The organism is Nocardia sp. MH4 (assembly GCF_019266065.1).
Classification (GTDB): domain Bacteria; phylum Actinomycetota; class Actinomycetes; order Mycobacteriales; family Mycobacteriaceae; genus Nocardia; species Nocardia canadensis.
Genome location: NZ_LPNR01000095.1, coordinates 22,999 through 36,784, shown reverse-complemented (window position 1 = coordinate 36,784; position 13,786 = coordinate 22,999). Strand labels below are relative to the sequence as shown.

Here is a 13,786-nt window from a genome sequence, read left to right as displayed (position 1 = left end):
GCCGACGCGCCGCGACGGTCAGCCGACCATTACCCTCTATCGGGTGGCGATATCCAAGGTCGAGCGGCTGATGAATCTGGTCATCGCGCTGCTGTCGACCCGGCAGTTCCTGAGCGCCGAGCGCATTCGCGCCAGCGTGGCCGGTTACGAGGACTCCGCGACCGACGAGGCGTTCAGCCGGATGTTCGAGCGCGACAAGAACGAACTGCGCGATCTGGGCATTCCGCTGGAAGTGGGCCCCGTGGGGCGGTTCTCGACACTCGAGGGCTACCGGATCAACCGCGACGCCTACGAACTGCCCGACATCGACCTGTCCAGCGAGGAGGCCGCCGCGGTGGCCGTCGCCGTGCAGATGTGGGCCTCGCCCGAGCTGGCGAGCGCCGCCGAGGGCGCGCTGTTGAAGCTGCGCGCGGCCGGCGTCACCGTCGAGACGGACAACGTCGGGGTGTCGGTACCCGCGGTGCCCGCCCGCACTCGCGGCTCGGAACCGGTGCTGCGCGAGTTGCTCGCGGCGATCGACGCCGGGCAGGCGGTGCGGTTCGGACACCACAGCGCCATCACCGATCCGTTCGTCACCCGCGATGTGGAGCCCTGGGGTGTGGTGACCCGGCACGGTCGCTGGTATCTGGTCGGGCACGACCGCGAGCGAGACGCCGTGCGCACCTTCCGGTTGTCGCGCATCGGTGGCGAGGTCACGCCGTACGGACCGCTCAACGCGGTCCGCAAGCCCGCCGACGCCGACTTGCGCGCCATCGTCGACCGGGTCACCGGCGACGCGCCGGTCACCGGCTCGGCCACCGTCTGGGTCGCCAAGGGCCGCGGTCGCGAGCTGCGTCGCATCGGTACCGAACTCGGTGACCGTGAGCTCGGCGGCCGCGACGGTTCGGTCGTCGAAGTGCCGGTCCGCTCCCGCGACTGGGTGGCCCGGCTGATCACCGGTCTCGGTCCCGATGTCCTCGTGCTGGATCCGCCGGAACTGCGCGCCGACGTGATGAACCGGCTACGGTCGGTACTCGACCACACGGAGGTGGCGTCGTGAGTTCGCGCCTGTCCCTACGCCTTTCGCGCCTGCTGAACATGGTGCCGTACCTGCTCGCGCACCCCGGCATCAGCGCCGCCGAGGCCGCCGCCGAGCTCGGGGTGAGCACCAAACAGCTGATGAGCGACCTCAATCAGCTGTGGATGTGCGGGCTGCCCGGGTACGGGCCCGGCGACCTGATCGACCTGTCGTTCTCCGAGGAGAGCATCGAGGTCACCTTCTCCGCGGGCATCGACCGGCCGCTGCGGCTGACCTCCACCGAGGCGACCGCGCTACTGGTCGCGCTGCGCTCGATCGTGGAGATGCCGGGCATGGTCGACCCGACCGCCGCGCACGCCGCGATCGCCAAGATCGAATCGGCCATCGCCAGCACCGACGCCGTCGTCACCGGCACCCCGGCCGCCGTGCCCGTCGAGCAGCCGGTCGTCGCCACCGTGCGCGCCGCGCTCGCCGACGCCCGCGCCCTGCGCCTGGTGTACTACTCGGCCAGCCGCGACGAGGTCTCCGAACGAATCGTCGACCCGATCCGCGTGGTGCTCGTCGACAACAACAGCTACCTGCAGGCGTGGTGCAGGCAGGCCGAGGGCGTGCGCCTGTTCCGGTTCGACCGGATCGAGGACGCCACCGAACTCGACGAACCGGCCCGTCCGCCCAGCCACGCCGCCGCCGACGCGGCCGCCCTCGACCTGTTCCAGGACGACCCCGACGTGCCGCTGGCCCGGCTGCGCATCCGCGCCGACTACGCCTGGGTGCTCGACCAGTACCCGATGCACCGCATCGAGTCGCGCCCCGACGGCAGCATCGAGGCGGGCATGCGCTTCGCCTCCGCCGACTGGATGGCCCGTCTGCTGCTCGGCTTCGGCACCGGCGTCAGCGTGCTCGGCCCGCCGGACCTGGTGGCGGCGGTGCGTGACCGCGCCGACGCCGCCCTGGCCGCCTACGCGGCCGCCGGACTGCCCGGGGAGACCGAAACCGCGTGAACCAGCGAGTACTGGTCCTCGGCGCGGGCAGCATCGGGGTCTTCATCGGCGGACATCTGGCCGCGGCCGGGCTGGACGTGATCTTCGTCGGCCGCCAGCGCGTGCTCGACGACATCGCCGAGCACGGACTGCACCTGACCGACCTCGACGGCGGGTCGATCGACGTGTCGCCGGATCGCTTCGGGCTGGCCCTGGAACCGGATGAGCCGGAACTGGCCGACCTCGTCCTGGTCACCGTGAAATCCGCCGCCACCGCCTCGGTCGTCCGGACCGTCGCGGGCAGGCTGCGCCCCGGCACGCCGGTGGTGAGCCTGCAGAACGGCATCGGCAACGACACCCTGATCCGGGACATCCTGCCCACCAGCGTCGTGCTGCCCGGCATGGTCCCGTTCAATGTGGTGCACCGCGGCAACGGGCGCTTCCACCGGGGCAGCGACGGCGTCGTCGCGATCCAGGACGACCCGGTGGTCGACCGGTTCGCCGAGCAGTTCCGGGCCGCGGGCCTGCCGCTGCGCCGCTATCGCGACCTGCGTCCGGTGCAGTGGGCCAAGCTGCTGCTCAACCTCAACAACCCGATCAACGCACTGTCCGGGCGGCCGCTGCGCGAGGAACTCGCCGAGCGCGACTACCGGCGCTGCCTCGCGCTCGCCCAGGCCGAAGCCCTCGCGGTGATGAACACTGCGCGAATTCGTCCCGCCCAGCTGACGGCGATCCCGCCGGAACTCATGGTGCATCTGCTGCGTGTTCCCGACGTCGTCTTCCGCCGGGTCTTCGGCCGGGTCCTGGCCATCGATCCGCTGGCTCGCTCCTCGATGGCCGACGACCTCGCCCTGGGCAGGCGGACGGAAATCGCGTGGTTGTGCGGCGAAATCGTGCGCCTCGGTGAGATGGTCGGGCGGCCGACACCGGTCAATCGCAGGCTCACCGAGCTGATCCGCCGAGCCGAATCGGGGGACACCCGCCGGTTCACCGGCAGCCGGTTGTTCGCCGAGCTGACCGGGGCGGCGTCCGCCGTCCAGGGTTGAACGCGTGGCGAACACCGCTGCGGGTGACCGGTCACCACGGTCCGAGTGCAGGTAGCATCGGTAATCACCACAGTCTTTGGAGGTATCTGATAATGGGCACGTTCAGCTGGACGCACCTGCTGATCATCGCGTTGCTGTTCGTCCTGCTCTTCGGCGCGAAGCGGCTGCCGGACGCGGCGCGCGGTCTCGGCCGGTCGCTGCGGATCTTCAAGAGCGAGGTCGGGCAGATGCAGTCGGAGTCGGCCACCCCGGCCACCCCGCCGACCGCCACCCCGGCGCCGCAGCAGCAGCTGCCCGCCTCGGCCCCGCAGGCGCAGACTCCGATCGTCGAACCGCAGCAGGGCCAGAAGTCGGCCTGACCTCGGTGTTCACCCCCGGAGCGAGACAACCGCTCCGGGGCTGAGTGCTGTTGTCGAGCATCCGCCGGACCGAGGGTTAGAGGCCACCACCCACCATGCGCATTCCATTCGATCCACGGCGCAGCAAGCGCAGGACGAATCCCGACGGCACCATGTCGTTGGTCGAGCACCTGCAGGAACTGCGCACCCGGCTGTTGCTGGCGCTGGCCGCGATCGCGGTCACCACGCTCGTCGGCTTCTTCTGGTACGCGCACCCGTTCTTCGGCATCGACAGCCTGGGCGAGATCCTGCGCGGACCGTACTGTGCGCTGCCCGAGTCGGCCAGGGCGAGTCTGAGCCCCGACGGCGCCTGCCGCCTGCTGGCGACCGCGCCCTTCGAACAGTTCATGCTGCGCTTGAAGGTCGGCTTCACCGCCGGTGTCGTGATGGCGGCGCCGTTCTGGCTGTACCAACTGTGGGCCTTCATCACCCCCGGCCTCTACGCCAAGGAACGCCGCTACGCGGTCGGGTTCGTGGTGTCGGGCACCGTGCTGTTCGTGACCGGCGCCGTGCTGGCCTACGTCGTCGTCTCGCACGCGTTGTCGTTCCTGTTGACCATCGGTGACAACGTCCAGATCACCGCGCTCAGTGGTACCCAGTACTTCGGCTTCATCATCCAGTTGCTGATCATCTTCGGCGTCAGCTTCGAGACGCCGCTGGTCATCATCGGGCTGAACCTGGTCGGCGTGCTGCCGTACGTGAAGCTCAAAGCGTGGCGGCGCGGCATCATCTTCGGCCTGTTCGTCTTCGCGGCGATCGTGACCCCGCAGGACCCGTTCTCGATGCTGGCGCTGGCGATCGCGCTGACGGTGCTGTTCGAATTGGCGGTGCAGTTCGCCCGGTTCAACGACGCCCGCCGGGCCCGTCGCGCGGTGAACGAGGGCTGGGGCGCGCTGTCGGACGAGGAAGCCTCTCCGCTGGACACGCCGGATCCGGTGCGGCCCGCGGACCCGGTCGCCGACCCGGAGAAAACCACACGCCCGGTGTCGGACTACTCCGATACGCTCTGACGGGTGACCGATTCTCCCGCGCGGGCCAACGAGTTGGCGCAGTTCGCCAGCGAAATCTCTTTCGATCTCGACCCTTTCCAGCGGACCGCCTGCGCGGCGCTGGAGGACGGGCACAGCGTGCTCGTGTGCGCCCCGACCGGCGCGGGCAAGACGATCGTCGGTGAGTTCGCGGTCCATCTCGCGCTGGCCTCGGGCGGCAAATGCTTCTACACCACGCCGATCAAGGCGCTGTCGAACCAGAAGTTCGCCGACCTGACCGCGCGCTACGGCCGCGACAGCGTCGGCCTGCTCACCGGGGACCAGTCGATCAACCCCGACGCGCCCGTGGTCGTGATGACCACCGAGGTGCTGCGCAACATGCTCTACGCGTCCTCGGATTCGCTGCGGGGACTGTCCTATGTCGTGATGGACGAGGTGCACTACCTGGCCGACCGGTTCCGCGGCGCGGTGTGGGAGGAAGTCATCCTGCACCTGTCGGCGGACGTGCGCCTGGTGAGCCTGTCGGCGACGGTGTCCAACGCCGAGGAGTTCGGCGCGTGGATGGAGACCGTGCGCGGTGACACCGCCGTGGTGGTCGACGAGACCAGGCCGGTGCCGCTGTGGCAGCACGTGATGGTCGGCCGGCGGATGTTCGACCTGTTCGACACCAAGTCCAGCGACCAGAAGGTGCTGGTCGACGAGGACCTGGTGCGGTTCATCCGCCAGCGCGAGGCCGCCGACCGGATGCAGGGCTACGGCGGTCCGCGCGGGCGCGGTGGTCGCGGCAACTTCCGCCCGCTGCCGCGTCCGGAGGTGCTGGCTCGCCTCGACGAGGAAGGCTTGCTGCCGGCGATCACCTTCATCTTCAGTCGCGCGGGCTGCGACGGCGCGCTGGCCCAGTGCCTGCGCGCCCGCCTCGACCTGAGCAGGCCCGACGACGCCGCCCACATCGACGAGATCATCGAGAAGCACACCGGCGACCTGCCCAAGGGCGACCTCGAGGTGCTCGGCTACTGGGAATGGCGCGAGGCGCTGCACCGCGGTCTGGCCGCCCATCACGCCGGCATGCTGCCCGCGTTCCGGCACACCGTCGAGGAGCTGTTCGTCAAGGGCCTGGTGCGGGCCGTGTTCGCCACCGAGACGCTGGCGCTCGGCATCAACATGCCCGCGCGGACCGTCGTGCTCGAGCGCCTGGTGAAGTTCAACGGTGAATCGCACGCCGAACTGACGCCGGGGGAGTACACCCAGCTCACCGGTCGGGCGGGCAGGCGCGGCATCGACGTCGAAGGCCACGCGGTGGTGCTGTGGCAGCCCGAGGTCGACACCAGCGCGGTCGCGGGCCTGGCCTCCACCCGCACCTATCCGCTGCGCAGTTCCTTCCGCCCCGGGTACAACATGTCGATCAATCTGATCGACCGGATGGGCGCGCAAGAGGCGCGAGCGCTGCTCGAGCGGTCCTTCGCCCAGTTCCAGGCCGACCGGTCGGTCGTCGGGCTGGTGCGCGGCATCGAACGCAACCAGGGCGCGATGCGCAAACTGGAGAGCCAGCTCGGTGGCGTCGACGGCGGGTTCATGGAGTACATGTCGCTGCGCGAGCGGATCAAGCAGCGCGAGCGCGAGATCCAGCAGCAGGGTCGCGCCGATCGACGCGGTGCCGCCGTCAAGGCCCTGATCGAACTGCGCCGCGGTGACGTGGTGGCGATTCCGTCGGGCAGGCGGGCCGGGCTCGCGGTGATCCTGGAACCCGACCAGACTCCCGGCGACCCGCGTCCGCTGGTACTCACCGAGGACCACTGGGCGGGCCGGGTCTCGGCGGCGGACTTCCCCGTGCCCGCCGAAGCGCTCGGGCACATGCGGTTGCCACGGCGCGTCGATCACCGCACCGCGCGCATCCGCCGCGACCTGGCCTCGGCGCTGCGCAGCACCGGGATCTCCGCGCCGGGCAGGCGCAGGCGCAACGATCACACGCGCGGCGGCGAGGACCGTGAACTGTCCACGCTGCGCCGCAGCCTGCGCTCGCACCCGGCGCACAACCGGCCCGACCGCGAACAGCTCAGCCGCACCGGCGAGCGCTACGCCCGGCTGGCGCGCGAGACCGAGTCGATGCGCCAGAAGGTTGCCGCGACGACGAATTCGCTGGCGCGCACCTTCGACCGGATCGTCGGGCTGCTCGAGGAACGGGGGTTCGTCGAGCACGGCGAGGTGACCGCCGACGGCAGGCGGCTGGCCCGGATCTACGCCGAGAGCGATCTGGTGGTCGCCGAGGTGTTGCGTCAGGGGCTGTGGCGCGGGCTGGGTCCGGCCGAACTCGCGGCCGTGGTCTCCACGCTGGTCTACGAGTCGCGCCAGGAAGGCGGGTTCCTCACCGCGTCCGGCCCGACCGAACCGATCCGCCGGGCGGTCGGCGCGACCATCGAGGTGTGGACCCAGCTGCGCTCCGACGAGGCGCGGCACAAGCTGCCGCCGACCCGCGAACCCGACCTCGGTTTCGTCACCGGCGTGTACAAGTGGGCTCGCGGCGACGCATTGGCCGAGGCGTTGCTGGCCAGTGGCGATCAGGGCACGCCGCTGTCGGCGGGCGATTTCGTGCGCTGGTGCAGGCAGGTCATCGACCTGCTCGACCAGATCCACAACACCGCCGACGACCCCGAGGTCGCGGCCACCGCCGCCAAGGCGGTCCGTGCCGTTCGGCGGGGTGTCGTTGCGGTGGACGCCGCGTAGTGGATATGTCTGTGATTTGATTTCTTGGCGTACCGACCGTGATGGCGGAGTCGTGCGAAAGCGGCTGGCCTGGCGCGGGGGGCTACCGTATGTACAACGATGCGAGTGGAGGCGAGTGGATGAGCGGCCCGTACGGACCGAATGGCCCAGGGGAGGGAAGCAACGATCCCACCCAGCACTGGGGAGGTCAGCAGGGGGCCGGTGGCGCCGGTCCCACCCAGCACTGGGGTGGTGGGCAGCAGCCGCAGCAGGCCCAGCCCACCCAGCACTGGGGTGACCCGAACGCGCAGCAGCCGCAGCCGCAGTGGGGTCAGCAGCCGCAGCAGCCTGCCCAGCAGCCGCAGTGGGGACAGCAGCCGCAGCAGCCGACCGGCCCGCAGCAGCAGTGGGGGCAGACCCAGCCGCCGCCGCAGGACTGGAACGCCCAGGGCGCCAACGCCGGGCAGCAGTGGGGTCAGCAGCCGCAGCAGCAGTGGGGACAGCAGCCGCAGCAGCCCGGTCAGCAGCAGTGGGGCCAGCAGCCCCCGTCGTCCGGCGGCAAGGGCAAGGGCCTGGTGATCGGTCTGATCGCGGCGGGCGTGCTGGTGCTCGCCGCCGTCGTCGGTCTGCTCCTGGTCGTGTTCTCCTCCGACGAACTCGACTCCGCCGCCGTGCAGGACGGCGTCTCGCGCGTGCTGAAGGACTCCTACGGCATCGCCGACGTTTCCGACGTGTCGTGCCCCTCGGGTCAGGAGGTGAAGGTCGACGCGACCTTCACCTGCGATCTGAAGGTCAGCGGTGAGGCGAAGAAGGTCACCGTCAAGATCACCAAGGACGACGGCACCTACGAGGTCGGTCGCCCGAACTAGGCTGCCGCACCGACGATGTCCGGGCCGTCCGCGGGTACGCGGGCGGCCCGGCGTCGTGTCAGCGGTGGGCCGCCGTCAGCGCGGTGACGAGCCGGGTGATCGGGCTCTCGGCGTTGTAGGCGCTCGCCAGGGCGAGCAGCCGATCGGGGTCGGCCGGGGTCGCGGGCAGCGTGTCGGGCCCGGACAGGATCACCTCGGCATCGCGCACCACCTGCACGACCGGCGCGGCGACCTTCAGGTACTCCTGGGCCGCAACCAGTTTCGCCCGCACCCCCTTGGCGAGGTCGGATCCGGGATCGTCGACCGCGGCCAGCAGGGCGTCGAGCGAACCGAACTTCGAGATCAGCTGCGCGGCGGATTTGTCGCCGATGCCGGCGACACCGGGCAGTCCGTCGGAGGCGTCGCCGCGCAGGGTCGCCATGTCGGCGTAGGCGGGTCCCGCGTTCTGTTCCGGCACACCGTATTTCGCCGACACCTCGACGGGGCCGAACAGTTCGGCCTTGGCCAGGCCGCGGCCCGCGTAGAGGACTCGCACCGGCGGCGCGGGCTCGTCGCGGACCAGCTGCAGCAGATCGCGGTCACCGCTGACGACGACCACCGGATCGGTGCGTTCCCGGCTGGCCAGCGTGCCGAGCACGTCGTCGGCTTCGAGCCCCTCGGCCCCGCCGGTGGCGATCCCGGCCGCCGCGAGCACCTCGAGGATCATCTCGACCTGTGGGGTGAGCGTGTCGGGCACCTCCTCGGCGCCCGGTGCCGCGCCGGAGCTGGTGTCGAGCCGGTGCGCCTTGTACGACGGCACCAGCGCCACCCGGAACGGCGGCCGCCAGTCCAGGTCGAGCCCGACCACCAGCCTGCTCGGCCGGTGCTTGGTGATCAGCGAAGCCACCATGTCGGTGAATCCGCGCAGCGCGTTCACCGAGCGTCCGTCGTCGGCCCTGAGCTTGTCGGGGATCGCGTAATAGGCGCGGAACCACAGGCTGGCGCCGTCGAGGATCAGCAGGGGCCCACGGGAGGTCTGGTCAGCGGTCACGGGGTCGATTGTGCCCCGAAAGCTCCGTCCGGCGCCCGCCGCGCGGCACGCGCGTCCGGTGCCCGGGAGATCACGCCGTCCTGGGCCCGTGCGCCCGCGGCGGGTAACGTCGGATCCTATGAGCGCGCACACGGATGCCAGGTTCGCGGCGAATGTCTACGGTCAGCGGCTGGAGCGGGCGGTCGAACTGATGCGCGCGGCGCATCTGGACGCCCTGCTCATCACCCCGGGCCCCGATCTGCGGTACCTCATCGGATCGGCCGCCGAATCCTTCGAACGGCTCACCTGCCTGGTGATTCCCGCCGACGGCTCGACGCCGTCGGTGGTGATCCCGAAACTCGAGCTGGCCTCGCTCGACGGGTCGGCCGCCGGTGAACTCGGTCTGCAGATCCTGGACTGGGTCGACGGCGTCGACCCGTATCAGCTGGTGCGCTCGACCCTGCACGCCGGCTCGCGCATCGCCGTCGCCGACGCCATGCCCGCGCTGCACCTGATCCCGCTCGCGGAATCGACCACCGGCCTGCCCGCCTCGGCGACGCCCGTGCTGCGGCAGTCGCGGATGATCAAGGACGAGGCCGAGATCGAGGCGCTGCGCCGGGCGGGCGCCGCCATCGACCGGGTGCACGCCAGGATGGGCGAATTCCTGCGTCCCGGCCGGACCGAGGTCGAGGTGGGCGCCGACATCGCCGCCGCCATCGTCGAGGAGGGCCATACCGAGGCGGCGTTCGTCATCGTCGGCAGCGGCCCGCACGGCGCCGACCCGCACCACGGCGTCTCCGACCGGGTGATCGAGGCCGGGGACGTCGTCGTCATCGATATCGGCGGCCCCGTCGAACCCGGCTACTTCTCCGACTCCACCCGCACCTACGTGCTCGGGTCGCCGAGCAAGCAGGTCGCCGAGCAGATGGCGCTGCTCGAGGCCGCCCAGGCCGCCGCGGTGGCCGCGGTACGCCCGGGGGTGACCGCGGAGTCCATCGACGCGGCCGCGCGCACCCTGCTGGCCGACGCGGGCCTGGGCGACGCCTTCGTGCACCGCACCGGCCACGGCATCGGCCTGTCGGTGCACGAGGAGCCCTACATCGTGGCGGGCAACGACCTGGTGCTCGAACCGGGCATGGCGTTCAGCATCGAACCCGGCATCTACTTCCGCGGGAAGTGGGGCGCCCGGATCGAGGACATCGTGGTCGTCACCGCCGACGGCGCCGAGTCGATGAACAACCGCCCGCACGGTCTGACCGTCCTGTAGGCGGCGCGGGCTACTTCAGGGTGCTCGACGACAGCACCCGGCGCACCTGGATCGCCACCACGACACGGGTCGGGTTCTCCCGTGGCACCCGGTAGCGGGCGGTGTAGCGGCGCACGGCCTCGGCCACGTCGTCGGCCTCGGTGAGCACGGTCGCCGGTCCTTCGAGGGTGAGCCAGCGCGGCCCCTCGACCTGACTCACCGCCGCGTATCCGCCCCGTGCGGCGTTGCGCGCCTTCACCGACGCGCCGTCGGTGATCACTCGCGCGATCCCGCTGTCGGGATCCCAGGTGAAGCCCACCGCGACCACGTGCGGGGTGCCGTCGGCGCGCAGGGTCGTCAGGGTGGCCAGGTGCCGCTCGGTGACGAAGTCGAGGGCGGCGGGGGAGAGCTGTGTCGTGGCGGTCGGCATGGGGGAAACGGTAGTCGGGGCGATCGGCGTCGCGCCGCACGGGTTTGGGCTCCGGCCACCCGATGTCCCGCCTCGGCGGCGGATGACAGACTGAGCCCATGGGAACGCAGCAGAACGAGGGACCCGTGCTGGTCCTGGGCGGGCGCAGTGAGATCGGCGTCGAGGTGGCGCGCCGACTGGCGCCCGGACGGGTGGTGATCCTGGCCGCCCGCCGGTCCGGCGCGCTGGACGCCGAGATCGAGCAGGTACGCGCGGCCGGCGCGACCGCCGTGCACACCGTGGAATTCGACGCCGACGACACCGCCACGCACGCCCCGCTGCTGGAGAAGATCGCCGCCGAGCACGGCGGCATCGGCACGGCCGTGGTGGCTTTCGGCGTGCTCGGCGATCAGGCACGCGCCGAACAGGATCCGGCGCACGCGGTCGCGGTCGTGCACACCGACTACGTCGCCCAGGTCAGCATCCTGACCACGCTCGCGACGCTGCTGCGGGCCCAGGACGCCGGGCAGATCGTCGTGTTCAGCTCCATCGCCGGAGTGCGGGTGCGCCGCGCCAACTACGTCTACGGCTCGGCCAAAGCGGGACTCGACGGCTTCGCGAGCGGGCTCGGTGACGCCCTGCACGGCACCGGCGTCCAGCTGCTGCTGGTCCGGTCCGGCTTCGTGATCGGCCGGATGACCACCGGCATGGAACCCGCGCCGATGGCCAGCACCCCCGGTCAGGTCGCCGACGCCGTCGTGCGTGCCCTGGGCAAGGGCAAGACCTCCGTGGCGGTGCCCGGCAGGCTCGCGGTGATGTTCTTCGTGATGCGGTTGATGCCGCGGTTCGTGTGGCGCCGGATGCCGCGGTGACCGAGTCGGCCTGGGCGGGTTCCCCGATCGTCGTCCTCGGCATCGGCGCCGACGGCTGGTCCGGGCTCGGTGAGCCGGCACGCACCGCCATCGCCGCGTGCGAGGTCGTCTTCGGTTCGCCGCGTCAGCTGGCCCTGCTCCCGCCGGGCGACGCCGAAGCGGTGCCGTGGCCGAGTCCGCTGCTGCCCGCCCTGCCGGAGTTGTTCGCGCGCAACGCCGATCGGCGCATCGGCGTGCTCGCCAGCGGCGACCCCATGTTCTACGGCATCGGTGTCACCCTGGCCCGCCGCTTCGGCGCGCGGTCGCTGCGGGTGTTTCCGCAGCCGTCCTCGGCGTCGCTGGCGTGTGCCCGGCTGGGCTGGCCGCTGGCCGAGGTCCCCGTGGTGAGCGTGGTTGCCCGGCCGTTGCCCACGGTGCTGCCCGAACTGGCCGAGGGCCGCAGAGTGCTGGTGCTCAGCGAGGACGAGTCCACGCCGCCGCTGCTGGCGCGGTTGTTGCGCGACAACGGGTTCGGCGCGTCCACGCTCACCGTGCTCGAACAGCTGGGCGGGCCCGCCGAACGGGTGGTCACCGGCACCGCGGCACGCTGGGCCCATCCGCACGGCGACCCGCTCAACGTCGTCGCGATCGACTGCGTCGCCGAGCCCGGCGGCCGTCGGGACACCCGCCTGCCCGGACTGCTCGACTCCGCCTTCAGCGGCGACGGTCAGCTCACCAAAGCCGAGGTCCGGGCCCTGACGGTCACCGCGCTGGCCCCGGCGCCCGGCGAGACGCTGTGGGATGTCGGCGGTGGCTCCGGCAGCATCGCGATCGAATGGTGTCGCACCCATCCGCTGTGCCGGGCCGTCACCTTCGAACGGCTCCCCGCGCGCCGCGAACAGATCGCGGTGAATGCCGCCGCGCTCGGCGTTCCCGGAATAACGGTCGGGGGCGAGGTGCGCTCGGAGTTTGCCGAGCGGGAATTCCCGGCACCGGACGCGATATTTCTCGGTGGCGGGCTCACCCAGGACGGTGTGTTCGAGCAGTGCTGGCAGCGGCTGCGTCCGGGCGGTCGCCTGGTCGCCAACGCGGTCACCGCGGAATCGGAAGCGCAGCTGCTGGACTGGACCGCCACCCACGGCGGCGCCCTGCGGAAATTCCAGATCTACCGGGGTGAACCGCTCGGCGGGTTCACCGCGTGGCGGCCGCACCTCCCGGTCGCCCAGTGGATCGTCACAAAACCCGCTGGTTAGCGGCGCGCGACCCGGAATTTCCGATCACGGACAAATCACGCGCAGATCACGGTGACGGCGTTCACGCAGGGTCCCGACGCCCTGAAAGTTACGAACCGAAGGTGTAAGAAGCGTGCCTCGGGGGTAGGGTCGTGGCCGTTCCGGGTAAATCCCGCCGGTTCTCTTTTTTCATGATGGGAAGTGACATGAAGTACGCGAAGTTCACCGCACCCGCGCGCCCGTTGCTGGTCGAGGCGGGTTCGGCCGACGTCTGCGGGCAGTTCTGAGGGTCCTGATCCTCGGCGGCACGGGCGAGGCCCGGGAGCTGGCGCGGATCGCGTCCGGTGAACGGGGACTCGATATCGTGTCCTCCCTCGCCGGGCGGGTCGCCCAGCCGCGGTTGCCCGTCGGTCCGGTGCGCATAGGTGGGTTCGGTGGTGTCGAGGGCCTCCGAACCTGGCTACGCGAGAACGCGATCGACGCCGTCGTGGACGCGACCCATCCCTTCGCGGCGCAGGTCAGCTCGCATGCGGCGACCGCGGCGGACGATCTCGGCATCCCCGCGCTGCACCTGCGGCGCCCCGAATGGGTGCAGCGTCGCGGTGACCTGTGGACGCGGGTGCCCGATCTGAGGTCGGCCGCCGCCGCGCTGGCCGAGCACGGCGAACAGGTGCTGCTCACCATCGGCAGGCAGGGCGTCGGCGCCTTCGCCGGCTGCGGGCGGCACCGGTTCGTCATCCGCTCGATCGACGCACCCGCGGCACCACTGCCCCCGCGCTACGAATTGCTGCTGGCCCGGGGGCCGTTCACCTTCGACGACGAACTGGTGCTGATGTCCCGGCACCGGATCGATGTGCTGGTCACCAAGAACAGCGGTGGCGAGCAGACCGAGGCGAAGATCTTCGCGGCCCGCACGGCGGGCCTGCCGGTGGTGATGATCGACCGGCCGCCGCTGCCCGCGGGCGCGGTGACGGTGGAAGAGGTCGGCGCCGCCGTGGACTGGCTGCACGACGCCGCGTCACCTCGGGTGCGCTGAGTC

Annotated in this window: 13 protein-coding genes; 11 read left to right on the top strand and 2 right to left on the bottom strand. The window is 71.1% G+C overall.

Going from position 1 to position 13,786, the window contains the following annotated elements:
- Positions 1–43 precede the first annotated feature (43 nt).
- The 7 genes from ATM97_RS13255 (at position 44) to ATM97_RS13225 (ending at position 8,000) form a co-directional block, all read left to right on the top strand.
- Complete coding sequence (locus ATM97_RS13255) at positions 44–1,039, top strand: YafY family protein (RefSeq protein ID WP_218718307.1); 996 nt, start codon at positions 44–46, stop codon at positions 1,037–1,039.
- Positions 1,036–2,019 carry a YafY family protein gene (locus tag ATM97_RS13250; RefSeq protein ID WP_218718306.1) on the top strand — a complete coding sequence of 328 codons (984 nt, stop codon included), beginning with the start codon at positions 1,036–1,038 and terminating at the stop codon, positions 2,017–2,019. Before ATM97_RS13255 ends, ATM97_RS13250 begins: the two co-directional genes overlap by 4 nt.
- On the top strand, positions 2,016–3,044 hold the full coding sequence (locus tag ATM97_RS13245; RefSeq protein WP_218718305.1) for a 2-dehydropantoate 2-reductase: 1,029 nt from the start codon (positions 2,016–2,018) through the stop codon (positions 3,042–3,044). The genes ATM97_RS13250 and ATM97_RS13245 overlap by 4 nt, the downstream gene beginning before the upstream one ends.
- A 92-nt stretch (positions 3,045–3,136) precedes the next feature.
- Positions 3,137–3,403 (top strand): Sec-independent protein translocase subunit TatA, encoded by a 267-nt coding sequence (gene tatA, locus ATM97_RS13240; protein WP_218718304.1) that lies wholly within the window; start codon positions 3,137–3,139, stop codon positions 3,401–3,403.
- Positions 3,404–3,498: 95 nt separating this feature from the next.
- Entirely contained in the window at positions 3,499–4,452 is a 954-nt protein-coding gene (gene tatC / locus ATM97_RS13235; RefSeq protein WP_218718303.1) for a twin-arginine translocase subunit TatC, read from the top strand.
- 3 nt (positions 4,453–4,455) lie between these two features.
- On the top strand, positions 4,456–7,152 hold the full coding sequence (locus tag ATM97_RS13230; RefSeq protein WP_218718302.1) for an RNA helicase: 2,697 nt from the start codon (positions 4,456–4,458) through the stop codon (positions 7,150–7,152).
- A gap of 119 nt (positions 7,153–7,271) precedes the next feature.
- Positions 7,272–8,000, top strand: coding sequence for a DUF4333 domain-containing protein (locus ATM97_RS13225; RefSeq protein WP_218718301.1), 729 nt, complete (start codon positions 7,272–7,274; stop codon positions 7,998–8,000).
- Positions 8,001–8,058: 58 nt separating this feature from the next.
- Here the strand turns inward: ATM97_RS13225 and ATM97_RS13220 are convergent, their stop codons facing one another.
- A complete protein-coding gene (locus ATM97_RS13220) occupies positions 8,059–9,030 on the bottom strand; it encodes a 5'-3' exonuclease (RefSeq protein ID WP_218718300.1) in 972 nt (323 codons plus the stop codon).
- A gap of 118 nt (positions 9,031–9,148) precedes the next feature.
- Here ATM97_RS13220 and ATM97_RS13215 point away from each other — a divergent pair, with 118 nt between their 5' ends.
- Positions 9,149–10,276, top strand: a complete 1,128-nt coding sequence (locus ATM97_RS13215) for a Xaa-Pro peptidase family protein (RefSeq protein WP_218718299.1) — start codon at positions 9,149–9,151, stop codon at positions 10,274–10,276.
- Positions 10,277–10,286: 10 nt separating this feature from the next.
- Here the strand turns inward: ATM97_RS13215 and ATM97_RS13210 are convergent, their stop codons facing one another.
- Positions 10,287–10,685, bottom strand: coding sequence for a TIGR03618 family F420-dependent PPOX class oxidoreductase (locus ATM97_RS13210; protein ID WP_218718298.1), 399 nt, complete (start codon positions 10,683–10,685; stop codon positions 10,287–10,289).
- A gap of 98 nt (positions 10,686–10,783) precedes the next feature.
- Between ATM97_RS13210 and ATM97_RS13205 the strand changes: the two genes are divergently transcribed.
- The 3 genes from ATM97_RS13205 to ATM97_RS13195 all read left to right on the top strand — a co-directional run bounded on the left by ATM97_RS13205 (position 10,784) and on the right by ATM97_RS13195 (position 13,783).
- A complete protein-coding gene (locus ATM97_RS13205) occupies positions 10,784–11,536 on the top strand; it encodes an SDR family NAD(P)-dependent oxidoreductase (RefSeq protein WP_218718297.1) in 753 nt (250 codons plus the stop codon).
- Positions 11,515–12,768: a precorrin-6y C5,15-methyltransferase (decarboxylating) subunit CbiE gene (gene cbiE / locus ATM97_RS13200; RefSeq protein WP_218718296.1), complete on the top strand. Its 1,254-nt coding sequence runs from the start codon at positions 11,515–11,517 to the stop codon at positions 12,766–12,768. The genes ATM97_RS13205 and cbiE overlap by 22 nt, the downstream gene beginning before the upstream one ends.
- Positions 12,769–13,030: 262 nt before the next feature.
- Positions 13,031–13,783 (top strand): cobalt-precorrin-6A reductase, encoded by a 753-nt coding sequence (locus tag ATM97_RS13195; RefSeq protein WP_374104856.1) that lies wholly within the window; start codon positions 13,031–13,033, stop codon positions 13,781–13,783.
- Positions 13,784–13,786: the final 3 nt, after the last annotated feature.

What these genes read in the sequence shown, in the direction of transcription:
- tatA (WP_218718304.1), top strand. Translation starts at nt 3,137, where the DNA reads ATGGGCACGTTCAGCTGGACGCACCTGCTGATCATCGCGTTGCTGTTC.
- tatC (WP_218718303.1), top strand. Translation starts at nt 3,499, where the DNA reads ATGCGCATTCCATTCGATCCACGGCGCAGCAAGCGCAGGACGAATCCC.
- ATM97_RS13225 (WP_218718301.1), top strand. Translation starts at nt 7,272, where the DNA reads ATGAGCGGCCCGTACGGACCGAATGGCCCAGGGGAGGGAAGCAACGAT.
- ATM97_RS13215 (WP_218718299.1), top strand. Translation starts at nt 9,149, where the DNA reads ATGAGCGCGCACACGGATGCCAGGTTCGCGGCGAATGTCTACGGTCAG.
- ATM97_RS13210 (WP_218718298.1), bottom strand. Translation starts at nt 10,685, where the DNA reads ATGCCGACCGCCACGACACAGCTCTCCCCCGCCGCCCTCGACTTCGTC.
- ATM97_RS13205 (WP_218718297.1), top strand. Translation starts at nt 10,784, where the DNA reads ATGGGAACGCAGCAGAACGAGGGACCCGTGCTGGTCCTGGGCGGGCGC.